Origin of the sequence: Siphonobacter sp. SORGH_AS_1065 (genome assembly GCF_030818595.1) — a bacterium.
Classification (GTDB): Bacteria; Bacteroidota; Bacteroidia; order Cytophagales; family Spirosomataceae; genus Siphonobacter.
This window is the reverse complement of sequence record NZ_JAUTAM010000001.1, coordinates 172,678-196,424: the sequence shown is the minus strand read 5'-3', so window position 1 is coordinate 196,424 and position 23,747 is coordinate 172,678. Positions and strand designations below refer to the sequence as shown.

The 23,747-nt window shown below is 44.8% G+C and carries 15 protein-coding genes and 1 pseudogene; 9 read left to right on the top strand and 7 right to left on the bottom strand.

The genetic code is table 11. From position 1 onward, the window contains the following. Both QE390_RS00595 and QE390_RS00590 read left to right on the top strand, forming a co-directional pair. Window positions 1–1,135, top strand: a 1,135-nt coding sequence (locus tag QE390_RS00595; RefSeq protein WP_307140653.1) for a beta-N-acetylhexosaminidase, incomplete at its 5' end; no start/stop codon positions are given. Window positions 1,136–1,169: 34 nt separating this feature from the next. Beyond that, complete coding sequence (locus QE390_RS00590) at window positions 1,170–3,842, top strand: PQQ-dependent sugar dehydrogenase (RefSeq protein WP_307140652.1); 2,673 nt, start codon at window positions 1,170–1,172, stop codon at window positions 3,840–3,842. Between the two features lie 244 nt (window positions 3,843–4,086). On the opposite strand, the gene QE390_RS00585 is transcribed toward QE390_RS00590, so the two are convergent. Then, a complete protein-coding gene (locus tag QE390_RS00585) occupies window positions 4,087–5,292 on the bottom strand; it encodes an ROK family protein (RefSeq protein ID WP_307140651.1) in 1,206 nt (401 codons plus the stop codon). Window positions 5,293–5,583: 291 nt separating this feature from the next. On the opposite strand from QE390_RS00585, the gene QE390_RS00580 reads away from it, so the two are divergent. From QE390_RS00580 to QE390_RS00560, 5 genes are all read left to right on the top strand, one after another. Next, window positions 5,584–6,540 (top strand): Gfo/Idh/MocA family protein, encoded by a 957-nt coding sequence (locus tag QE390_RS00580; protein ID WP_307140650.1) that lies wholly within the window; start codon window positions 5,584–5,586, stop codon window positions 6,538–6,540. A 176-nt stretch (window positions 6,541–6,716) separates the two neighbouring features. After that, window positions 6,717–7,235: a hypothetical protein gene (locus QE390_RS00575; RefSeq protein WP_232793836.1), complete on the top strand. Its 519-nt coding sequence runs from the start codon at window positions 6,717–6,719 to the stop codon at window positions 7,233–7,235. Then, window positions 7,232–7,501, top strand: a complete 270-nt coding sequence (locus tag QE390_RS00570) for a hypothetical protein (RefSeq protein WP_307140649.1) — start codon at window positions 7,232–7,234, stop codon at window positions 7,499–7,501. Before QE390_RS00575 ends, QE390_RS00570 begins: the two co-directional genes overlap by 4 nt. A gap of 11 nt (window positions 7,502–7,512) precedes the next feature. Further along, the gene (locus QE390_RS00565; RefSeq protein WP_307140648.1) at window positions 7,513–7,914 is read left to right on the top strand and encodes a hypothetical protein; all 402 of its coding nucleotides are present in this window, start codon (window positions 7,513–7,515) and stop codon (window positions 7,912–7,914) included. Between the two features lie 245 nt (window positions 7,915–8,159). Next, on the top strand, window positions 8,160–11,384 hold the full coding sequence (locus QE390_RS00560; RefSeq protein WP_307140647.1) for an Eco57I restriction-modification methylase domain-containing protein: 3,225 nt from the start codon (window positions 8,160–8,162) through the stop codon (window positions 11,382–11,384). 892 nt (window positions 11,385–12,276) lie between these two features. Here QE390_RS00560 and QE390_RS00555 read toward each other — a convergent pair. Beyond that, window positions 12,277–12,600 (bottom strand): hypothetical protein, encoded by a 324-nt coding sequence (locus QE390_RS00555; RefSeq protein WP_307140646.1) that lies wholly within the window; start codon window positions 12,598–12,600, stop codon window positions 12,277–12,279. A 203-nt stretch (window positions 12,601–12,803) separates the two neighbouring features. Between QE390_RS00555 and QE390_RS00545 the strand changes: the two are divergent. After that, window positions 12,804–13,407, top strand: a pseudogene (locus QE390_RS00545) (master DNA invertase Mpi family serine-type recombinase). A gap of 453 nt (window positions 13,408–13,860) precedes the next feature. On the opposite strand, the gene QE390_RS00540 reads toward QE390_RS00545, so the two are convergent. Beyond that, window positions 13,861–14,523 carry a recombinase family protein gene (locus QE390_RS00540; protein ID WP_307140644.1) on the bottom strand — a complete coding sequence of 221 codons (663 nt, stop codon included), beginning with the start codon at window positions 14,521–14,523 and terminating at the stop codon, window positions 13,861–13,863. Window positions 14,524–15,701: 1,178 nt separating this feature from the next. Between QE390_RS00540 and QE390_RS00535 the strand changes: the two genes are divergently transcribed. Beyond that, on the top strand, window positions 15,702–17,621 hold the full coding sequence (locus QE390_RS00535) for a sialate O-acetylesterase (RefSeq protein ID WP_307140643.1): 1,920 nt from the start codon (window positions 15,702–15,704) through the stop codon (window positions 17,619–17,621). 607 nt (window positions 17,622–18,228) lie between these two features. On the opposite strand, the gene QE390_RS00530 is transcribed toward QE390_RS00535, so the two are convergent. The 4 genes from QE390_RS00530 to QE390_RS00515 all read right to left on the bottom strand — a co-directional run bounded on the left by QE390_RS00530 (window position 18,229) and on the right by QE390_RS00515 (window position 23,684). Next, window positions 18,229–20,160 carry an alpha/beta hydrolase-fold protein gene (locus QE390_RS00530; protein WP_307140642.1) on the bottom strand — a complete coding sequence of 644 codons (1,932 nt, stop codon included), beginning with the start codon at window positions 20,158–20,160 and terminating at the stop codon, window positions 18,229–18,231. Window positions 20,161–20,225: 65 nt separating this feature from the next. Continuing rightward, window positions 20,226–21,338, bottom strand: a complete 1,113-nt coding sequence (locus tag QE390_RS00525) for an esterase family protein (protein ID WP_307140641.1) — start codon at window positions 21,336–21,338, stop codon at window positions 20,226–20,228. A gap of 81 nt (window positions 21,339–21,419) precedes the next feature. Next, complete coding sequence (locus QE390_RS00520; protein WP_307140640.1) at window positions 21,420–22,496, bottom strand: esterase family protein; 1,077 nt, start codon at window positions 22,494–22,496, stop codon at window positions 21,420–21,422. Window positions 22,497–22,511: 15 nt separating this feature from the next. Then, window positions 22,512–23,684, bottom strand: a complete 1,173-nt coding sequence (locus tag QE390_RS00515; RefSeq protein ID WP_307140639.1) for an esterase — start codon at window positions 23,682–23,684, stop codon at window positions 22,512–22,514. Window positions 23,685–23,747: the final 63 nt, after the last annotated feature.

Sequence of the window (23,747 nt, the reverse complement as noted above, 5' to 3'; positions counted from 1 at the left end):
ATTTTATACCCAGGACGACATCAGGGAGGTGGTGGCCTACGCTCAGCAAAGACACATCACGGTTATTCCTGAAATAGACATGCCTGGTCATATCATGTCGGCCATTGCCGCCTACCCGCACCTGACCTGTGACCAAGCTCCTGCCGAAGTCCCCCCCAACGGCAAATTTTATAAGTTGAAGGACAATACTTTAAATCCCTGTAATGAAAGCACTTACGCTTTTATTGATCAGGTCTTTACGGAAGTAGCTCAGCTTTTCCCCGCTCCCTACATCCACGTGGGAGGCGACGAAGCGTACAAGGGTTTCTGGGAAAAATGCGAAAGCTGCCGGCAAACCATGCAAACGCATCAACTTAAAAACGTGGAGGAATTACAGAGTTATTTCATCAAACGGGTCGAGAAAATCGTGCAGTCCAAGGGTAAAAAACTCATCGGCTGGGATGAAATTCTGGAGGGCGGACTCGCTCCCGATGCTACGGTTATGAGCTGGCATGGCTTACGCGGGGGGATTGAAGCGGCGAAGCAAAATCACCCGGTTATTATGACTCCCTTCCAGTTCTCTTACCTGGATTTGTACCAGGGCGATCCTGCCGCAGAACCGGCTTCCTACGGAAATGCGAAGTTATCCACTACGTATACGCTGGAACCGCTGCCCGATAGTGTAGATGCAGCTCTGGTATTGGGGGGTCAGGGGAATTTGTGGACGGAAAACGTCCCCCACGCCCGGCACGTGGAATACATGACCTGGCCCAGGGCTTTTGCCATCGCTGAAATTTTATGGTCGCCCCGCAGAAAAAGAGATTTCCCGGAATTCCTGAACCGGGTAGAAAATCATTTCAAGCGTTTCGATGAACAGGGCGTTAACTATGCCCGCAGTGTGTATAATCCTTTCGTAAGCGTTCAGAAACATCCTTCGGGTTCGCTGGAGATTGTACTGGAACACGAGATCCCGGGAACTCAACTTTACTATACGACGGATAACACGTTACCAGACTCTTACGCTCCTTTGTATACGCAGCCATTCCTCTTTCCCAAAGGTTCTGACCGGATCAAGGTACTGGCGTACCGGGCGGGTAAACCGCTGGGCAGGCTTCTGGAAGTTTCCTTAGCCGACCTGGAAAAACGGGCTAAATAATCCAGGTTTATTAACCTCTTTATTCGTTTGCTTTATGAAAATTCCAGTGCTAGTTCTGGGTATACTGGGTTGCTTGACCAGCTATACTTTTTCGAAAAAAACCGCGTTTCAGGCTCAACCTGACAGCAGCAGGTTTACGTCCATTCCTCTCGTTCAGGGCTTGGATGAGCCGATGGGCATAGCGATATTACCGAATAACGATGTCCTGATTGCCGAGCGAAAAGGCGGCCTTAGAAAATACGACGCCTCCCAGAAACAACTGCTTAAAATTGCTACTTTGAATGTCTTTAGCGGCATTGAAGATGGCTTTCTAGGCATTACGGCTGACCCAAATTACGAACAAAACCACTGGATTTACCTGTATTACGGCGTGGGGGGAGATCGTTGGGTAAGTCAGCTCGCTCGCTATGAATTCCGGGATAATCAGCTTGTTACCGCTTCGAAAAAAGTATTACTTGAAATTCCTACCCAGCGAAAATATTGCTGTCACTCAGCGGGTTACCTCACTTTCTCAAAACAGGGCGAGTTGTATTTAGCCACGGGCGATAATACCAATGCCGAGGAAATAGAGGGGCATAACCCTACCGACGAACGTCCCGGTCGCGAGCTGTCGGACGATCAGGCTTCTACGGCCAATAGTAATGACTTGCGGGGGAAGATTCTTCGTATTAAACCCGAAGCCGACGGAACCTACAGCATTCCCGATGGTAACCTTTTTCCCAAAGATGGCTCTAAAGGTCGGCCTGAAATTTACGTCATGGGTTGCCGAAACCCCTTTCGCATTTCCGTAGATCCCAAAAATGGATTTGTTTACTGGGGTGACGTGGGCCCGGATACGCAGGTTCCCGCTGAAGAAGGTACGCTGAGTTACGACGAAATCAATCAGGCTCGCAAACCGGGCTTTTTTGGGTATCCTTATTTTCTGGGAAACAACGAAGCCTTCCCTAAATACGACTTTGCTACCAAAAAAGAAGGCCCTAAACAGGACCCCGCCCATCCGGTCAATAACTCCCCTCATAACACGGGTCTTAAAGAGCTTCCTGCCGCCCAGCCCGCTCTGATCTGGTACGGCAAAGGGCCTTCCAAACGCTGGCCTCTGGTGGGTAAAGGGGGAGCTAGTGCCATGGCTGGACCTGTCTATTACCAGGATGAATTTAAAAATGCTCCGTATCGTCTGCCCGCCTATTATGAAGGCAAGGTCTTCATTTACGACTGGATTCGTCGCTGGATTATGGCTGTTACTTTAGACGAAAAGGGTAACTATCAAAGCATGGAGCCTTTCCTGAGCCATCTGAACTACGTGGCTCCCATTGATATGCAGTTTAACCGGGATGGTTCGATCTACCTGCTTGCCTACGGCACCAACTGGTTTGCCAATAATGCGGATGCCGGACTCTACCGCATTGAATACGCCGAAGGTAATCGCCGACCCATTGCTGACATTCAGGCCAATCAGACAGTCGGAGCTGCCCCTTTGAAAGTAAGCTTTTCAGCAGCCAACTCTAAAGACTACGATCCCGAAGACAGCCTGCGTTTTAGCTGGAAGGTGGGGTCCAGAACCTATCCGGGGAAAGAGCTGACCCATGTGTTTACGAAAGTCGGTATTCATCCTGTTTTACTAACAGTAACCGATTCCAAAGGAGCGGAAAGTACGACCAGCGTTCAGGTGAAAGTAGGTAATACTCCTCCTACTGTCCAGATTCAGTCAGCTCAAAATCAGAGCTTTTACTGGGATAAAAGTAAACTGGATTATCGGGTCAGCATTAAAGACCCGGAAGACCAGCGGATTGATCCGAAACGCACGCAAATCTCTTTTACCTACTTACCCTTCGGAAAAGATATGGCGAGTGTACTGACCGGAAATACGCACCAGATTTCTGCTCACGCCCAGGGGAAAAGTCTTTTCGAAGCGTCAGATTGTAAATCATGCCATGCTTTGGCTTCCGCATCCATTGGCCCCAGTTTGCAGGCAATTGCCCAAAAATATAAAGGAACGAAAGTGCTAGAAACCCTTACCGAAAAAGTCATCAAGGGTGGTAGCGGTGTCTGGGGTAAATACGCCATGAGTCCTCACCCTGACCTACCCAAAGCCGATGCTCAGGAAATGGTCAGTTACATTCTTTCGCTGGGGGATGAGCAAAAAAAGCTTCCTTCGAATGGTAGCCTTACTTTGACAGGCCACGAAGGAAAATCCGCCGAAGGAGCGTATGTTTTCCTGGCTCAATATACCGATCAGGGAGCTCATGGGATTGAAGCCCTTACCACTCGGAAGCATCTGCTCCTGAGAAATCCACTGCTTCAGATGGAAGATAATGACCGGGGTAATGTCGGCGTGATTATTGCTACAGCCAGCACGGATTTTGTCTCTTACATTCGCAAGATTTACCATCAGACCTATGTGGTTTTCAATCAATTGGATCTTAATGGGATTCAGCAACTTAAATATCGGATTCAGAGTCAGGCACCTGGCGGCACCATTGAGTTGCGGCTCGATAGCCCGCAGGGGCCATTGGTAAGCAGTTTAACCGTACCAGCGGCGGGCTCTTCCCGACCCGAATGGAAGGAAATGCTAGCTCAGGTAAAGGCAACGAAGGGTTTCCATGACCTGTACTTCGTGTTTGTCAATCCGCAGTCTGCACCGAAAAAGGAACTGTTCTACGTAGACTGGGTATACATGGAACCTTCCCGCTCCGTATCTACCAAGTAAGCCAGACCTGAGAAGCTAGTTTTACTAAAATAGAGAGACAACCTTCACTTGTCTCTCTATTTGTTAAAGATGATCGTTGAGGGCGTTTACGGTTCATCAGCGTTACCCGAAAAAAGCGTTGGTAATACTGAGTGTCACAGACGCCTTTCTCAGCCATCCGCGACAAAGTCGCGGACGAACAACGTTCTCTCCATCAGGAAGATAATCCCAAAGCAAGTTATTCGGGATGACTAATAAGGAGAGCTTAGATAAGCGAAAGAACGCGATCTCTTACCAGCAGACAGGCCCCGATAATTCCGGCGTGCTCGCCCAGACTGGACATCTTTACCTCCGTGTCTTTATTCACCAGACTTAAGGAATATTTATTCAAAGCAGTTTTAACGGGTAATTGAATGTATTCCTGCGTCTGAGCCAGACTGCCGCCCAGAATCACTAACTCAGGATTAAACACATTAATAAGGAAAGCAATGCCCCGACCCACATTTTCGCCGAGTTTGGCAATGAGTTCAATGGCTAATACATCGTCATTGAGGGCGGCGGCGATGATGTCCTGCATCTGAATTTGATCCGGCGATAATCCCTTGCGGGTCAGCACCGAGGTTGATCCTTCATTGAGTTTTTCCCGAAACATGCGGGTTAAAGCCCAACCCGAAGCTTCGGTTTCCAGACACCCTTTTTTACCACAATGACAGATAATTTCGTTATCAAAAATAGGCACGTGTCCGAGTTCGCCCGCATAACCAGATTTACCGTAATACAACTGGCCTTCAATGAGTATGCCCACGCCAATGCCGTAATCCAGGTTGAGAAAAAATACGTTCTGTTCCCGGTCTACTACGCCCGTACAAAATTCCCCGTAGGCCATAGCCCGTGAGTCATTTTCCAAAAAAACTTTGATTCCTACCTTTTTCTCAATGACCTCACTCAGCGGACGTTCTTCGAAGAAGTAAAAGCTATAACTGTAACCCGTTTCGTAATTAATGCGGCCCGAGAGGTTAATGCCAATGCCTAAAATTTTCGTCCGTGGCACGGTTAACTCTTCGATGAATGCATTGATATGCTCACACAACGTATCCAGGGATACCTGCGTGTTATCCAGAACAAAGGGAAGGTGTTCGGTTACTTTCAGCAGGTTTTTCTGCAAGTCCAGTAAGCCTATGTTGATATGCGTCTGCTTTACATCCACCCCCAGAAAAAACGCCGAATGAGGAACCACCCCATACAGGTTAGGCTTCCGACCACCCGACGATTCAATTTTGCCATAATCCTGCACCAGCCCTTCCGCTATCAATTCATTGACAACCGAAGTAACCTTGGGCACACTAATGGATAATTCCTTCCCTAGCTCAGGAATGATGGCATTACCAACATTAGCAAAATAACTCAGAATGCTACGTTTAGGATCGAAACTTTTACTGGAAGCTTTGGGTGACTCGACTAGTTTAGTCATCGTAATTATTCATTCAATAAGCTGATCTGAACGGGAAGTTCCGTTCAATCAGAACGTGTCTTTCGATCCGTAGATCTGACTCCATCCTTTTCAAAAAGAAACAAAGCAATGTAATCAGAATTATGTTTTTGTGCTAACAGAAACGCTTTTAATCTCGCTTTTCTTCCATGAAATTCCACCTGACGACGGCTCAAATGAATCCAAAAATTCAACTGACAGGGCAGATTCAGATCACATTTAAAGCTCCAGATTTTCGCTATACTTTCACTTCTAAAGATTCATTCACCGTTCATGTTAACCCGACGAAAATTTCTCGAAACCAGTACACTTGCCGGTTGCAGCCTGCCTTTTCTTTTCCACAAAACGTCCCCACCAGAGGCGAACCGTATCGGAATTATTGGGCTAGATACCTCTCACAGTCAAATCTTTACAAAGTTGATTAATGAAGGTTCGTATGATGGCTTTAAAGTCGTAGCCGCTTATCCTGAAGGTAGCAAGGATATACCCTCGGCCCTAAAGCTTAAGCCGGGAGTCATCGAAGGCGTTAAAAAGTTAGGCGTCGAATTAGTCGATTCCATTGAAGCCTTACTTGAGAAAGTAGATTATGTACTGCTGGAAACCAATGACGGTAGGCCGCACCTCTCTCAGGTATTACCCGTTCTGAAAGCCCGAAAACCCGTATTTATCGATAAACCCATTGCTCCCAACATGGCCGGTGCCCAGGCCATTTTCAAAGCAGCTTCGGATTACCAAACGCCGATGTTTTCTTCCTCGGCTTTACGCTTTGAGCCGAGTGTCCAACAGGTAGTGAAAGGGACGATAGGTAAAGTGCTGGGAGCGGATGTGTATACCCCCGCCGAGATTGACAAGAACCATTTGGATATGGCCTGGTACGGCATTCACGGCGTTGAAATGCTCTTTACCCTGATGGGTTCGGGCTGTAAAAGCGTGAGCAGAATACACGAACCGGACACTGATTTAATCACGGGCGTTTGGAGTGACGGAAGAATTGGAACCGTTCGGGGCATTCGCAAAGGGACTGCCTCCATCGCCGGAACAGCCTTCGGAGAAAAAGGCATCGCTACCTTAGGCCCATTCAGTGGCTATCGACCTCTAATTGATGAAATCATTCAATTTTTTAAAACCGGAAAAGCTCCGGTAACGCCCGAACAAACCCTGGAAATTTTTACGTTTATGCAAGCCGCAGACCTTAGTAAACAAGCAGGGGGCAAGAGGATACCTATGTAGATTATACCATACATTAAGTACTAGTATCCGAATCTAAGAATTTACATGACGACCGCTCAAAATAGTTGAAGTTTAATCCCTTTGCCTTAATTGCTTTTTATTTTGGATATATAAAAATATAGCACTTGTTTGCTGTTCGCGATTTGCAAACAGCAAACAAGTGCTATATTTGAATCATGAATGATCACAAGGGTATGAGACCGCACGATATTGCTATTCTCCTGAAGATAGTACTACTCTCCAACGAGAACAAGCCCTGGCAATATCGTGATTTAAGCGTTGCTTTAGATATTAGCTTGTCTGAGATATCTCAGTCTTTAAGAAGAAGTGCCTTTTCAGGACTTTATCAGGAAGACCGAAAAAAGGTATTCAGGCAACGTTTATACGAGTTTTTACAATTTGGACTTCCCTATACCTTCCCCGTCAATCCTGGCTCTCTAGTTACTGGAATAAAAACTGCCCACTCTCATCCTTATTTTAGAGAAAAATTAATAAGTAGCCAAGAGCTGGTCTGGCCTTATGAGGACGGAGATACCAGGGGGCAAGCCATCAAACCCTTATACCCTGGAGTTCCTGCTGCCATTCAAAAGGACGAGATATTCTACAAAATGTTAGCCAGCATTGATATTCTCAGAGTTGGCCAAGCCAGAGAAATACTCATTGCTAAAGAAGAATTAGAAAAGTCCATTTTATGAGCCATCAACAAAATATAACGAGAATCAAAGCGGTCTACTTGGCTCTGGAGGAGTTAGGGGATGAAGTACTTTTTGTGGGAGGAGCAACCGTTTCTCTTTACAAAGATCGTCCAGCAGAAGAAATTCGCCCAACCAATGATGTAGACATTCTGATTGAGCTAGCTCATTGCAATGAATATGCTACTATTGAAGAAAAGCTTCGCAAAAAAGGTTTGTTCATGATACGGAATCGGGCGTTATATGCCGTTATAAAATACAAGGAATAGTAGTAGACGTTATGCCTACATCTGGGGCAATACTAGGTTTTAGCAATAGATGGTACGCGGAAGGCTTCAAGCAAGCAATCCATGTTTCTATTGATGAAGGCATTACTATCCGTATTTTCCATCCGGTTTATTTCTTAGCTACAAAGCTAGAAGCTTTCAAAAGCCGGGGAGGAAATGATGGAAGGCTAAGTACAGATTTTGAAGATATAATTTACCTACTCAATAACAGAAATACAATCTGGGCAGAGCTTGCTCAAACCACCGGAACGATTCGGACCTATCTCGTAGAAGAGTTCAAACAACTTATTTCTCATCGGTATATCGACGAGTGGGTCAGTTCTCATTTAGCCTACTCGGAACAACGTCGAGTATCGTTCATCCTTCTATCCATAGAGAACTTCACTCATTTGTAAGTAGAAAGTAATATATTTTTAAATTAACCCTTATAGCTCAGGTTAATATTAAATATACAATAGATCTAATCATTGATTATATTTCTTATTTTGGTTGACTTTATAATTAACCAAATCCGCACCAATAGAAATCAATGATTATGAGTTTTTCTTTACTGAAACCCCGCCAGGTAATTAACAAATCCTTTCTAAAAGTTAAGCCTAATCGAATTGATATTGAAAAATTCAAAAAGAACCTGATTCAGGTGCTAGATCAGGTTCATGAGCTGGAATCTGAAGAGTTTCATAAGAATATTGTTTCTCGTTTTTTAGAAGCCACGTATTACTCGCCTAACCATTATATCAACACGAAGGGTCGTAATGATTTAGTCATTCATAATGGAAACTCTTCCCACACTTCAGTAGGCGTTATACTTGAAATTAAAAAACCCACCAATAAGGCAGAAATGTTAAGCCTTGGAAAGCTTAATACGAAAGCTTTCCAGGAACTACTTTTATATTATTTACGGGAACGCATCACGGGTAAGAACATAGAAATTAAACACGTAATTGCTTCCAACATTTACGAGTGGTTCATTTTTGATGGAAGTATTTTTGAACGAGTCTTCGCCCAGAACAAGCGATTGGTTCAAAAGTTTATTGATTTCGAAGCAGGTAGACTCGGGGATCGTAAAACAGAATATTTTTATAAAGAGATTGCTGAACCGGCAATCTCGACCATTCAGATTGAAGTACCCTTTACTCATTTTGACATTCGGGAATTCAATAAACCCTTACGGAATCAGGATAAACAGGATGATCATCAGTTAATTGCTTTATACAAGTTATTATCTCCCGAGCATTTACTTAAGCTTCCCTTTGCTAATGATAGCAATTCGTTAGACAAAAGCTTTTACAGTGAACTTCTCCACATCATTGGGCTAACCGAAACGAAGGATGGCAGCAAGCGAATCATAGAACGCAAGAAAGAGGGCGAGCGGGATAAAGGTTCTTTGATGGAAAATGCTATTAGTCAGATAGATAGCCTTGATAAATTATCTCGCTTTGACAAACCGAGTCAATTCGGTAATTCTAGTGATGAACGGTTTTTTAATGTTAGCCTTGAATTGGTCATTACGTGGGTAAATCGTATTTTATTCTTAAAATTACTTGAAGCTCAACTGATTAAGTATAACTCAAGAGCTGGTCAAGCTAAGAAAAGTGACTCTCTGTATGCCTTCTTAAATACGGGGAAAATTAAAAACTATGACGATCTCAATAGTCTCTTTTTTCAGGTATTAGCCAGAAAACCAGAAAAAAGGGAACCTGAATCTCAGAAGCTTTTTTCAACAGTTCCCTACCTCAATAGCTCACTATTCGAGCCCACGGAAATGGAGCATGTCTCTATTTTCATCAGCAACCTGAGAGATGACTACACCTTACCTATTCTATCGACGACGGTTTTGAAAACCAAGGAAGGTAAAAAGCGAACGGGTGAGCTTAACGCTCTGGAATATTTCTTCGAATTTCTAAATGCCTATGAGTTCAGTGGAGAAGGGTCAGAAGAAATTCAGGAGGATAACAAAACGCTGATCAATGCCTCGGTATTAGGGCTAATCTTTGAAAAGATCAATGGCTACAAAGACGGTTCTTTCTTTACCCCCGGTTTTATAACCATGTACATGTGCCGGGAAACCATCCGAAAGGCTGTTGTACAAAAATTCAATGAAGTAAAGGGTTGGAGTTGTGTCGATATAGATCACCTCTATGATGAAGTAAAAGACAGGGACGAGGCCAATCAAATCATTAATAGTTTAAAGATATGTGACCCTGCCGTTGGTTCTGGGCACTTCTTGGTATCTGCACTGAATGAAATCATTAGTATTAAAAATGATTTGGAGATACTGCTTGACCGAACTGGCAAACGAAGGCTCAAGGGTTATCACATCGAAGTAGTCAACGATGAACTGATTATCACGGACGAAGATGGCCTGTTATTCGAATACAACCCCAATAACCCAGAAAGTCAGCGGGTTCAGGAGACTATTTTTCATGAAAAGCAAACCATTATTGAGAACTGTCTCTTCGGAGTCGATCTAAATCCTAACTCCGTAAAAATCTGCCGTTTACGCTTATGGATTGAGTTATTAAAGAATGCCTATTACACGACTGCCCCCCATAATACCACCGCTAGAGCATTAGAAACACTGCCTAATATTGATATAAACATCAAATGGGGAAATTCACTAGTTAGCCGCTACGGCCTGGATGCCGATTTGAGTCAGGCACTCAAAAAGAACAAGATTTCAATTGAAAGCTATAAGGCAGCCGTACAAACCTATCGCAACGCAGAAAACAAGGATCAGAAGCGTGAGATGGAGCAATTGATTAACCGCATCAAAAGCGACTTTCGGACAGAAATCAATAATAATGATCCTAAAAAGAAAAAGCTCTTTAGGCTAAACGGTGAGTTGTATAATATGACTCAGCATCAACTTTTTGCACCAAGCAAAGCGGAAGCAAAACTCAACAAACAAAAGCAAGATAAATTAAAGAAAGAGATTGATCAACTGGAAACCCATATTGAAGAGATCAAGAACAACAAGATGTTTGAAAATGCCTTTGAATGGCGTTTCGAATTTCCGGAGGTTCTTGATGATGATGGTGATTTCGTGGGCTTTGATGTGCTTTTGGGTAATCCACCCTATGTACAGTTACAAAAGATGGGAACGGAAAGTAGTAATCTGCAAAAGATTGGCTATCAAACGTTTGAATCAACCGGGGATATTTATTCGTTATTTTACGAGAATGGATGGAATGTACTAAAATCCAAAGGCTTCCTTTGTTTTATCACATCCAATAAATGGATGAGAGCGGGCTACGGAGTCTCTACCCGTCAATTCTTTGCCGAAAAAACGAACCCAATTCTACTGATTGATTTTGCAGGATTGAAAATATTTGCTTCAGCTACCGTTGATACCAACATCCTGATGTTTTCTAAGGAAAAAAATCAAGGTAAAACCTTGGCTTGTGTAGCTAAAGAAGAGGTGTTAAATAATATGAGCCTTTTTGTTAGTCAACATAGCTCACCTTCGGCATTCGTAACTAATGCTAGCTGGGTAGTTTCTTCCCTTATCGAGCAACGCATCAAAGCGAAGATCGAAGCCATGGGTATACCACTAAAAGATTGGAATATTAATATTTACAGAGGTATACTGACAGGTTACAATGAAGCCTTCATTATAGATGGAAAGAAAAAAGACGAACTTGTAGAGCAAGATACGAAAAGTGCAGAAATTATACGACCAATTTTACGCGGCAGAGATATTAAAAGATATGCTCATGATTATGCTGACCTTTGGTTAATTAATACCCATAATGGTATAAAAGAAAAAGATGTAAGTCCCATTAATATAGAAGATTACCCAGCAATTAAAAATTATCTTAACACCTTCTATCCTACACTATCAAACGAGCCGACCAAGGGATAACTCCCTATAATTTGCGAAACTGTGCATATATGGACGATTTCTCTAAACAAAAAATCGTTTACCCTAATATGACGAAGTTTCTACCGTTCTACTTAGACATAGAAGGTTACTATCTAAACGATAAATCATTTTTGATAGTAGGGGGAAAATCTTGCTTATCTAACAGCTTTTTTAAATTCTTCTCTATTTAAGTATTGCTTTATTGATTCTTTTCCTGAATTACAAGGTGGAACAAGGGAAATAAGAAAAATATTTTTAGATAAAATTAATGTATTAAAGATCGATTCTGCTGAAAATCAATACTTTGAAAGAGTTGTTCGAGAGATTCAGAATAAAAAACAAGAAAACATTGATACAATATTTTTAGAAAAACTAGTATATGATGAAAAAATCTTCAATATGATAGTGAAGAAATCAATCTTATCGAATCTCAATAGAAAAATATCTCAGGTTTTCTTGAGATTCGTAAGATTGATTTCTTCATATCATATTGAAATTTTTCATAATCATATAATCTTTTTCTTTAGAAATTATATCAATGTCTTCGCCTTTTTAATTCTGATCTCTCGAACAATACTCTTTCATTGTATTGATTTTCTAGCAGAATCGATCTTTAATACATGTATCTGTTCTAAAAGTATACTTCTTATTTATTGTTCCTACCTTGTAATTCAGGAAAAGAATCAATAAAAATACTTAAATAGAGAAGAATTCAAAAATCCTGTTAGATAAGCAAGATTTTCCCCACTATCAAAAATGATTTATCGTTTAGATAGTAACCTTCTATGTCTAAGTAGAACGGTAGAAACTTCGTCATATTAGGGTAAACGATTTTTTGTTTAGAGAAATCGTCCAATAACTTATACTATCCTGAGTTTCAAACCATTTATTATTAGTTTTTTGGTCGGGCTCCAGTTTGACCGGTCTGATTTAAACGCTCAATACCAAAAGTTTTAAGATGCTGCTTTACAGCAGGATAATCATCAATATCTAGCTTCAAAGACGGAAAAGTAGATATTAGCCATTTATCAGCAAATTCATAATTATAACGCTTAATATCACGACCTCTAAGAATTGGTCGTATAATTTCTACTGATTTTGGATCAATAGAAATAATTTCTTCTTTTTTCTTAGTATCGATGATAAATGCTTCATTGTATCCTGTTTTAACTCCATAGTTAATTTGTACATTCCAATCTTTTAGTGGTATACCCATGGCTTCGATCTTCGCTTTGATGCGTTGCTCGATAAGGGAAGAAACTACCCAGCTAGCATTAGTTACGAATGCCGAAGGTGAGCTATGTTGACTAACAAAAAGGCTCGTTTATTGTCTAAAATAAATGTCTAGTTTTATTCTATCTAACTTTGGTTTAAATTAAACATTTCATTTTAGTCAATTTCTTTCCAATAATTAAGCCAATGATTTACGGGTATATCCGAGTAAGTACTGATAGGCAAACGGTTGAAAATCAACGTTATGAACTTAATCAGTTTTGTGAAAAAAATGTATGTGTGATTGATAAGTGGATTGAAGAAAACCATTTCAGGTTCTAAGGATTTACAAGACCGAAAACTTGGGAAGTTACTCAAGAAGATGAAGAAAGGAGATGTACTTATTTGTTCAGAGTTATCCAGATTAGGTCGTAACTTATTGATGATCATGGGTATCCTAAACGAATGTATGAATCGTGACATCCAGGTCTGGACTATTAAAGACAATTATCGTCTAGGTAGTGACATCAGCTCTAAAGTACTGGCCTTTGCCTTTGGTCTTTCAGCCGAGATAGAGCGTAACCTAATTTCCCAGCGTACCAAAGAAGCCTTAGCACGAAAAAGAGCCGAAGGAGTCATTTTGGGTCGTCCTGTGGGAAGTAAATCTGCCAAAACAAAACTCACCGGGCAAGATAAAAGAATTAAGGAGTTGCTTGACAAGAAAGTTTCGTACAGTGCTATTGCACGAATCCTTGGAGTACATCGCCTTACCGTATCTAGTTATGCTACTTTACATGGATTGAAGAAGTAGTAAGATAAAACGTAGCAAGTCATTTAAAAAAATGGAATGACTTGCTGCATTCTCTATAGTAAGTAAAATTTATTCAATACCAATTCAAAATCATATACTAGTAGATTTAACCCTATAATTATCCACGATTATTATTAAGCTCTATATTTATTAAAGTTAATTCCCGATATAACTCCAATAAGGATATTGTCTTATTAAAAATAGTAATCAGTAACTCAGGTAATTCTTTCAATCCATAATTTCTATCTTTACAAATCTCATTTATCATCGTTAAATACGGCAAATAGTATCATGTAAATCGTAGGCAAATAATGATCTCCTAAAAATAAGTATTAGTTCTAAAATGGTTTTCGATTAAACATTGATATATTTCTCTTAATCTAAATGTAAAGCAAAGTCAATTCCTCTATCGTCTGTGTCATTACTATGCACGATTATAAGCTAATTAATGAGTTATTTAAATAGTTTAACAACCCGCTGAACCTGCACAATCTGAAAGCTTCCCCCCCTACGAGTAGTAAATCCATTCGCATTAAGTTGGCGAGCAATTTCGGCCCAGCTATACCCAAAATCCCGTAGTTTCTTCGCGAACGCTCCGGCCCGGCGGTTGTTTTGATCGGCCTGGGCATTCAATTGCGTATGGAGTGTTCCTTTGCGTTTAGCTTGTTCCGTTAAGTTAGCCGCAGTACCTAAAGTAAAACCCCTTTTTTTCTTTTCGGCCAGAGCTTTTTTCGTTCGATCTGCAATCAGCTCTCGCTCGTGCTGAGCCATGGTAGCCAGGATACCAATGGTGAGGGTATTGGCTTCTGGCATGTCGCAACACACGAAGTTCACCCCCGAATCCCGAAGGGTAAAGACAAAGGCTACATTACGAGTCAATCGATCCAGTTTCGCGATGAGTAAGGTGGCTCCATTAGATTTACAGTGGGCGATGGCGGCCTGTAGTTGGGGCCGTTCATTTTTCTTTCCGGATTCGATGTCGGTAAAGCTAGTAAGCACCTCCCCTCTGGAAGTCACAAAATTTTCAACGGCCTGCTTCTGGGCTTCAAGTCCTAACCCGGACCTTCCCTGCTTTTGAGTGGAGACTCGGTAATAAGCCACAAACGCTTCTCTCATTTTTAAATTATTTTATTAATTACCTGTTCCACGGCAGAAATTCTTCAAATATACTAAAAATTACAAAGCATGAATGAGCATTTAAAGAATGTAAAATCCGATGCTATCATAGCATATAATTATATATCTCTAATATCCATTACATTTTCTTATAATCAATAAATGTCATGAGCAAAACCTCATAACCACTCTTGTTAAATCAGACATAACAATTTATTATTTCAAAGCAACATTCATCACTTTTATTAATATATCTCTTAGGAGCGATCTGAATCATGAAGATTTAATTGAGAATATACGTGACTCATCGATCATTATTTTAAGTGATATGATTTGCCTTTTTATCATCATATTCTATCCGCTGAAAATTTTCTATTTCAATCTGTCAAGCAGAGCGGAGGACCTTACTGATGCCTCCGAGTCGCTCCCGCAGTCGCTCAGCTCTAGCCGAGTGACTGCGGAATGGATATCAACAATTGGATGTTAGACGAATGATGCCAGCGAAAAAGCTGGCATCGGTGGGACTGAAGTCTATGGATTTGTCCCTTTCATTTTCTCGCAGTCGCTCCGCTAGAGCCGGCGACTGTGGGAGACTCTGTTATCTGGTAAAAGCCTTTTTGGTTTTTAAAGAGTGGAGACGCGACTGTATCGCCTTTGACTCTCTCCGCCCTGGCTGGTGTCTCACCAGTCCCCAGTCGTTTGTACGCAAACATTGTTTGGTAAGGCACCAACCACGGGGTAGGTAAGGAATACAGAGGTAACCCAAAACCGCCTCTTACCCAGATACAGTCGCGTCGCTACTGGGGAACCTGTGAGGTAGGCGGCTTTATTAGGGATTTTGGGTTTAAACCATAGAGACTGGCATGGCCCACTGGTGCGAGGTTCCATCTCGTTCCTTCAATGAGGCAGGTTCTCACCTGCCGTTACCCCTACAAACCTGTCATCCAAAGCGAATAAACCTACTGATCTTGCTTTCCTGTTTTCAGTCGAAGAGGGTTTCAGAAGCTATGCTTCGCATGAGGATTATACAATTATACATTTTAGACAGTCCTATACACTTTGAGCAAAAGTTTAGCTGAAAAGTTCTAGCATTCTCAGGGCCTACCTTGTATTTTAGTAGCCATACTCTTTCCGTGATCTGGCTGCTCTCGCCAGCATTCTCGTTCATCGATACCTTCATGAAAAAATCAGCTTTCCTTTTTTATTTTCTTGTTCTCATTGGCTTTTCGCTTTCCGCTCAGGTTCGTTTGCCGAAATTCATTAGTGACGGCATGATCCTCCAGCGGGACACTCCATTAACGATTTGGGGCTGGGCCAACCCCGGCGAAAAAGTAACCGTACGTTTCCAAAATAAAACGTATAAGACCACTACATCATCGAACCGTAAATGGCAGATAAGCCTACCCGCCCTACCCGCTGGTGGGCCTTTTCAGATGGAAATTGCCGGGAGTAATCGGATTACCATTCAGGATATTTTACTGGGAGATGTCTGGTTTTGCAGTGGTCAGAGTAACATGGTGCATCAATTGAATATTCACGATGTCACCTACGCTCAGGAAATTAAAACAGCTAATTACCCCCAAATCCGGCAATTCTGGGTACCGACGCTGACCAACCTGGAAAGCCCGCAGGCCGAGTTGCCGCAGGGACAATGGAAAGCCGCTGTGGGTGAGGATGTTCGGCCCTTTTCGGCAGTTGCCTATTTTTTCGCGAAAACACTCCATGAAAAGTATAAAGTCCCGATTGGTATCATCAACGCCAGCGTGGGAGGCACGCCCATTGAAGCCTGGATGAGTGAAGAGGGGTTGCGAAACTTTCCCGACGCAGTCGCCACTTTGCAAAAAAACAAAGACACAGCCTACGTGCAAAGCCTGATGCGGCGAGTCACGACCCCGCAAGCCCCGACCGATGCGGGTCTGGAAGCCTCCCCGAAGTGGTACGAGGTCAATGACTCCTCCAAAGGCTGGCGGCCCATCAACGTTCCTGGATACTGGGAAGATCAGGGAGTGAAAGATCTGAACGGTATCGTCTGGTATCTGCGGGAGCTGGAACTTCCGGCGACGATGGTGGGGAAAGCCGCCAAGGTTTTTCTGGGTCGGATTGTCGATGCGGATGAGCTGTATATCAATGGTATTCTGATTGCAAAAACGGCTTATCAATACCCCCAGCGACGTTATCCTGTCCCCGCAAACATACTAAAGGCAGGGAAAAACACGATCGTGGTTCGGGTAACGAATACCGGAGGCAAAGGTGGTTTCGTGCCGGATAAGCCCTACTGCCTTTTTGCCGGAACCGATACTGTAGACCTGAAAGGAACGTGGCAGTATAACGTTGGCTCTGTGTTCAAGCCCCAGCCCCGGGGCGAGTTCCAGGGAGGCCTAAATGCTCAGAATCAGCCGACGGCTTTGTTTAATGCCATGGTTGCTCCCTTTATTCCCTACGCAATCAAAGGGTTTTGCTGGTATCAGGGCGAAAGTAATGCCGGACAACCACAGGCGTATGCTCAACTGTTACCCGCCCTGATTCAGGACTGGCGGCGGCTGTGGCAACAGGAATCGCTACCCTTTTTGTACGTACAACTGCCCGGCTACATGGATTACCAATACCTGCCCGGCGAGAGTAACTGGGCCCTGATGCGGGAAGCTCAACTGAAAGCTCTTTCGGTGCCGAATACGGCGATGGCCGTGGCGATTGACTTGGGGGAATGGAATGATATTCACCCCGATAACAAAAAAGACGTGGGCGAACGCCTGGCTCGAACGGCCCTAAAAACAGTTTATCACGAAAATATAGTCGCTTCCGGACCGCTGTTTCAGTCGACCACGATACAGGGAAACAAAATAAAACTCAGCTTCACGAACGTCGGAAGTGGCTTGCAGGCCATTGACGGCGAACCCCTGGGTGACTTTGCGATTGCGGGTAGTGATAAGAAGTTTGTCTGGGCACAAGCCCGGATTGAGGGGGATCAAGTAGTGGTCTGGAGCGATGAAGTGCCTAATCCGCAGTACGTTCGTTATGCCTGGGCCGACAACCCGGTTCACGCCAATCTTTACAATAAAGAAGGCTTACCCGCCTCTCCGTTCCGGACGGATCAGTAGTTTGCAAATCTTAGCGACTGTCTAAAAATAAAAGTTTATGCAGCGATCTGTCTTCGCCTTGTCCCCGGATTTCATCCGGGGCTATTCATATTCAACCCCGCTGGGGTTGTTTTTACAATAGGTTTACAACCAATAACCCCGGAGGGGTTTAACACAGATAGCCCCGGATGAAATCCGGGGACAGTGCGAGGATACGGTTGGTATGTAAGGCCATTACAGAACTGAAGGATACTTAACTACTTTATTATCAGCGTCTGTCATTCAGAGCAAAGCGAAGAATCTTATGATCTTTTGCGAGCTGGTTGGGTCAGGTGCTAACTTGACTAAACCCGCCCCATTCCACAGAAGGTCTCTCACTTCGTTCGAGATGACAGATAAGGGGTTTAGTTTAAAACCATTCCGTCTCGTTCCTACGATAAGGCACCCACCTGCCTTATCCCTCAAAGTTTCAAAAGCCCTGATTTGTATCAAGGTCTTCGATTCTATATCCTAGACAGCTTTTAACAAAAAGAAAAATCCACCCGGTGAGGTGGATTTTTCTTTTCACTGCCAGTACCCTTATAAAAAGTCAAAAGCAGTGAATTTTCGGGGTTGGAGGGGCAGCACTTTACTTAAATAATAAAGGAACAAACGAGTACAGATCATGCCGCCAGACGGGCCAGGTATGCCCGCCGGGGTATTCGCTGTACTGATACTTGATTCCTAGCTCATCGAATTTTTGTCGCATGGTTTTACAATTCTGGAACGCAATGTCTTCGGGGCCACCCATCGAAATCCAGAGCTGTTTCAGGTTGGTATTGATGGTTGAAGCATTGGTTTTCATGAATGCATATTGCGGGTCGGAGAGCGTTGGATTGTTGGCAAACCACCCCGAGCTGAATACGCCCAGATACGAAAAGAGATCGGTATTTTTCACGCCCGCGTACAGCGTTTGCAGACCGCCCATCGACAAACCCGCCAAGGCTCGGTTACCCGGCTCCTTTTTGACGCGGTAGTTACTTTCAATCAGGGGGATCACCGCTTGCTTCAATTCACTTTCGAAGGCTTTCAGTACATTTTCGTTGAAACCCGCCAGTCCACCGCCCATACTCACGTTTCCGTCCAGCATAACAACCAGCATGGGTTTTGCCTGTTGGTCGGCAATCAGATTGTCCAGAATCAGATCCGTTTTGCCCTGGGTCGCCCAGCCGCGTTCATCTTCCCCACCGCCGTGCAATAGGTACAGAACCGGGTAGGTTTCGCTGGCATTTTTATCATAGCCCGGAGGAGCATACACGTAAACCCGCCGCCAGCTATTCGTCACGGGTGAAAAATACCGCTTCATCCGAATGTCGCCGTGCGGCACTTCTTTCAGGGCGAAGTAACTGCCGTCCGGGTCCGGAATTTCGATACCACTCGCCATCCGGCTCATGCCGTAAAAAGATTCGCTGGCCGGATCAGCTACGGCCACTCCATCAATCAGCAGGGAATAATAGTGAAAACCCCGGCTTACGGAATCCGTCGTCACCGTCCAGAATCCGCTGGTATCTTTCACCATATCATACTTCTTGCCCAGGTCTACCTGTACTTTCTGAGCTTCGGGTGCTTTTACCCGAAACACCACCCGATTATCCGGTAAAATCTGCGGATACGAGGCGTTACGAATATTGGTAGTCGCCGACGTGCCCAGCACCGTGTATTTGGAAAGGGACGCTACGTCCACGGGCTTGAAGAGAAACTGGGAAAACATGTACAGCCCGTTTTTCCAGACTTTGAAATCATGTACGCCCGGTTCGACGTAGTATACGTGCGGCACCCGCTTCTCAAATAGATAGTCGTGCGTGCGTTTGCTGAAGGTAATCAGGTTGTCTTTATCGCCGCAGGAAATCCAGAGCAGCTTTAGTTTCTTTTTTGCTTCTTCCGGATTGGGTACCAGCTCTTCCGGTTTTCTAGTGTTGGGGGCCGAAGAGAAGCCGCCGACCCAGGCGAATTTGTCCAGATTGCCCAAGCCGAAATTGAGCGATTGTCCGCCGCCCATCGAAAGTCCCGCAATGGCCCGATGTTCGCGGTCCTTCAAGGCGGGGTATTTTTTCTCGACAAAGGGAATCAGATCGTTCAGCAGGTCTTTCTCAAAGGTGCTAAATGCTTCTACTTTTTCCTTATCGAAAATATTACCAATCGGACGGTCATTTTTCATGGCCCGCCCATTGGGCATAACGACGATCATTGGTTCGAGTTTGTTTTCGGCGTACAGGTTATCCAGAATGACCTGAGGTTTGCCGCCGTTCAGCCACTCTTTCTCGTCGCCGCCAATCCCGTGTAACAGATACAGGACAGGATACTTTTTGTTTTTGGCGTATCCGGGCGGCGTATAGATCAAAGCTTTCCGCTTGACGCCCACCGTTTTTGAATCATAGCTTACGGTATCCAGTTTGCCGTGAGCGATATCAGATCGGGCCACATCAAAACCTTTGGGGGCTTCTTTGACCGTAGGCTGAGCCAAGGCAGCACCCCAGGTTACGACCCAAAAGGTACTAAGGAATAGTGATTTAAGGTTCATAAGGAATGGATAGATAAACCGATCCTTCGGAAGGATAATGATCCGGAAGTAGTCAGTGGATTAGGTTAGTTCTTGAACAGTAGTGGAGCCAGTTCGTGGAGGCTCCGTCGCCAGGTCTGGAATTCGTGGCCGGTATTGGCGGAGACGTAGGAAACAGCGTTGTACCCCGCCTTTTTCAAGTCCTCAGCAGCCTTTTTCACGGCTTCGGGTCGCTCCTTGCTGCCGCAACTGATGAAAAGCAAATGGGCTTTGGGTTGATCTTTTAACTCTTCCGGCGTGTACAATCCACCGCTGAGGAGGCCGTAATAGCCAAACACTTCGGGTTTGTTGAGGGTGATGGTATGCGTTTCCATGCCCCCCATCGACAGTCCGGCCATCGCCCGATTGGAGCGGTTAGCCAGGGTTCGGAAGTGCGTATCTACGTACGGAATTAGCTCATCGACCAACACCGTCTGAAAGGGTTCAATCTTGAAATTACGGATGCCGCCCATTTTCACTTCATTCGTCATGCCGTAAGTCATCACAATGATAAAGGGTTTGATTTTTCCCTCGGCAATCAGATTGTCCATGATTAGATTGGCATGTCCCTGATTACTCCAGGCGGTTTCATCTTCGCCCCAGCCGTGCTGGAGGTATAATACCGGATATTTTTTTGAGGATTCTTTTTCGTATCCTGGTGGCGTATACACAAAAGCCCGACGGGAGGTATTTGTACTTTTAGATGGGAAAAGCACCTGCTGTACGTGGCCGTGCGGAACATCTTTCAGGGCGTAAAAATCCTGATCATGGGCGGGAATCTCGATGCCGCTCTCCCAGCGTACCGAGCCGTAATAGTTCTTAGCCCCGGGGTCATTGAATTTCCCACCGTCAATGGTTACGTTGTAGTAGTGGAAACCCTCATCCATGGGTCCGGCCGTCGTGCCTACCCAAAAGCCGTCGTCGCTTTTGGTAAGCAGCGTTCCGCCTTTCCCGCCCAAGCCTAGACTCACTCGCACACTATCCGCTTGAGGGGCCTTGATGCGAAACCGGGCATACCCCTGCGAGTTGACCTGCGGATATTCCTGACCGGGTTGATTCAAAGTGGAGGGTTTAAAATCCTCCGTTACGGTTGTTTGTGAAAAGCAGGCGGTCTGAGCCAACGCATAGGCCAGCACGACCGCGATTGTGTTCCGAATCATAGATTTGTTTCTTAGAGGTTACATCGTTTACTAGAAAACTTTCCTCGGTTAACCCGTTCATTGCCAGAACTAACTGAGGGTTTATTGAAAAAGCTGAGGTAAAGTTTGAGCGAGGTATAATTTACAGTTCATCCAGGTATGGCCGCCCGATACGATAAGGGGCGTAACCTTTAGTTTCTTCCCCTGAAACATCGCAATGTTCTGTTTTACTGGTTCGTAGAGAAAGTCATCCGTTCCTACACTGATGGTAAATAACTTGAGTTGTTTATTCAGTTGCTCCGCATTGGGTGACCAGTTGGTAAAGTTTTTGGCAAACTCTTCCGTGGCGGTATACGGAGCGTAGGAGCAGATGTAGGCGAACTTGTCGGGATTCGTCAGACCAATGTTGAGCGTTTGACCACCGCCCACCGAAAAGCCCGCTACCGCCCGGTTTCTACTGTCTTTGTAAACGGGGTAATTGGCTTCCACGAACGGAATAATGTCGTTGACCAGGTCTTTCGTGAAGTCAGCCATGGGACTGGGGCGAACATTTCCGTACGGCATGACAATCAGCATGGGTTTTGCTTTTCCCTGAGCGATCAGATTATCGGCAATCCAGTGAGCCCGTCCGACTTTCGTCCAGGTTTCTTCGGTGTCAGAACCGCCGTGAATCAGGTAAAGCACCGGGTATTTTGTTTTACCGTTAGGGTCAAAACCGGGTGGCGTATAAATCAGCACGTTCCGCGTTCGCCCGAGCGTTGCTGATGGATAGTATCGATAGCTGACTTTACCGTGAGGTACGTTTTGTAAGGAATGCACCAGCGGCTGATCCCCCGGAATATCGACGATACTTCGTTTAAATCGTTCGTTGGCAAAAATGTAAGTATTGTTGGGATCAGCGATCTGAACGCTGTCTACCGAGAAACTATACGGATACACGTCAGGCTTCACTGGCGGTACGGTTACGCTCCAGAGGCCGGCCGTATCCTTGGTCATCGCTACGGGAGCCGACAGAAATTCCCCATTTAATGTCACTTTTTTAGCATTCCGAGAGAAATAGCGAAATGTGACGCGATGATCGGGATGTACTTCGGGAGAACTGATGGAGGGCGGACGCTGAGCCATTCCCGCAAAACTCGATCCCAGCAGTAGGGACAGAAGATAGATGACTTTTTTCATAGCGGTAAGCTGCGTCTATTGAAAGAGTAAGGGAGCGGTTTCTGCCAGGTAAGCTTTGACATTCATCCAGGTGTGTCCTCCGTCCGTAATCCGGCTTTTGAAGTTGACGTTCTTCGACTTCAGATACTCCATGAATTCGAGGGTGCCTTTGTAGAGAAAATCGTCACTTCCGACGCTTACCCACAGTAATTTCAGTTGCCGATTGGTTTGGGCCGGATTACTGGCAATGGTCCGGTAGCTCTTTTCCATTTCGGCGGGTGAGAGGTACGAACTGTAGGCACACACCCAGGCAAAAGTATCCATGTGACCAAAGGCGGCCCGGAGGGTTTGTCCTCCACCCCGTGAGAATCCGCCGATGGCCCGGTTTTCGCGATTTGCCAGGGTTCGGTAAGTTTTCTCGATGTAGGGAATGATGTTCTGGATCAGATCGTCGCCGAAGGCATTCGCCCGATTGACGGCGTCGGCATCGTCGCGTATGATGGGATCGGCAGGTTTAGCTCCACCCTTTTGTTCCGCTACCCGAGCGGCAATGTTGCCGTAGGGCATCACGATGATCATCGGTTTGGTTTTCCCCTCAGCCAGCAAGTTATCCAGAATCAGATTTGTTCGACCCACTTTGTAGAAGGTTTCCTCCGTATCCGTGGTGCCGCTAATGAGGTAGTATACCGGGTATTTTTTCGTGGGATTCTGATCGTATCCCGGTGGTGTATACACGACCAGCGAGCCCGTTGTGCCTTCTACCGAGGGGTAATATTCGTACGATACCGTGCCGTGCGGTACGTTTTTCAAGGCATGAATTAGCGGCGTATCGCCCGGTACATCGACCAGACTGGCCTTGAATCGCTCATTCGGGAAAAACGCCACGTTTGCCGGGTCCATAACGGTCACGCCATCGACCTGAAAGCTGTACGGATAGATATCAGGCTTTACCGGGCCTACCGTTACGCTCCAGATGCCCTGGTCATTTTTCGTCAGCGGAACAGCCGTCTTTTCAAACTGCCCACTCAGCTTTACCTCCCGGGCCGTTGGGGCCAGATAGCGAAACGTAACCGTGTGATCCGCATGAACCTCGGGCGATACCACCAGCGGTCCCCTCGGTGGCTGGGCCGGGGAAACCCCTATCAGGCCAGCTAATAATCCGCTGAACAACCATCGGATTAGCCGGAGCTTCAGGTAATTGTTTTTCATAGAGTAAAGGGGTTTAGTTTAGAGTAAAGAGAGCCTTTATTACAAAAAGCCTGTTTCATTTGA

What these genes read in the sequence shown, in the direction of transcription:
- QE390_RS00590 (WP_307140652.1), top strand. Translation starts at nt 1,170, where the DNA reads ATGAAAATTCCAGTGCTAGTTCTGGGTATACTGGGTTGCTTGACCAGC.
- QE390_RS00585 (WP_307140651.1), bottom strand. Translation starts at nt 5,292, where the DNA reads ATGACTAAACTAGTCGAGTCACCCAAAGCTTCCAGTAAAAGTTTCGAT.
- QE390_RS00580 (WP_307140650.1), top strand. Translation starts at nt 5,584, where the DNA reads ATGTTAACCCGACGAAAATTTCTCGAAACCAGTACACTTGCCGGTTGC.
- QE390_RS00575 (WP_232793836.1), top strand. Translation starts at nt 6,717, where the DNA reads ATGAATGATCACAAGGGTATGAGACCGCACGATATTGCTATTCTCCTG.
- QE390_RS00570 (WP_307140649.1), top strand. Translation starts at nt 7,232, where the DNA reads ATGAGCCATCAACAAAATATAACGAGAATCAAAGCGGTCTACTTGGCT.
- QE390_RS00565 (WP_307140648.1), top strand. Translation starts at nt 7,513, where the DNA reads ATGCCTACATCTGGGGCAATACTAGGTTTTAGCAATAGATGGTACGCG.
- QE390_RS00555 (WP_307140646.1), bottom strand. Translation starts at nt 12,600, where the DNA reads ATGGGTATACCACTAAAAGATTGGAATGTACAAATTAACTATGGAGTT.
- QE390_RS00540 (WP_307140644.1), bottom strand. Translation starts at nt 14,523, where the DNA reads ATGAGAGAAGCGTTTGTGGCTTATTACCGAGTCTCCACTCAAAAGCAG.
- QE390_RS00535 (WP_307140643.1), top strand. Translation starts at nt 15,702, where the DNA reads ATGAAAAAATCAGCTTTCCTTTTTTATTTTCTTGTTCTCATTGGCTTT.
- QE390_RS00530 (WP_307140642.1), bottom strand. Translation starts at nt 20,160, where the DNA reads ATGAACCTTAAATCACTATTCCTTAGTACCTTTTGGGTCGTAACCTGG.
- QE390_RS00525 (WP_307140641.1), bottom strand. Translation starts at nt 21,338, where the DNA reads ATGATTCGGAACACAATCGCGGTCGTGCTGGCCTATGCGTTGGCTCAG.
- QE390_RS00520 (WP_307140640.1), bottom strand. Translation starts at nt 22,496, where the DNA reads ATGAAAAAAGTCATCTATCTTCTGTCCCTACTGCTGGGATCGAGTTTT.
- QE390_RS00515 (WP_307140639.1), bottom strand. Translation starts at nt 23,684, where the DNA reads ATGAAAAACAATTACCTGAAGCTCCGGCTAATCCGATGGTTGTTCAGC.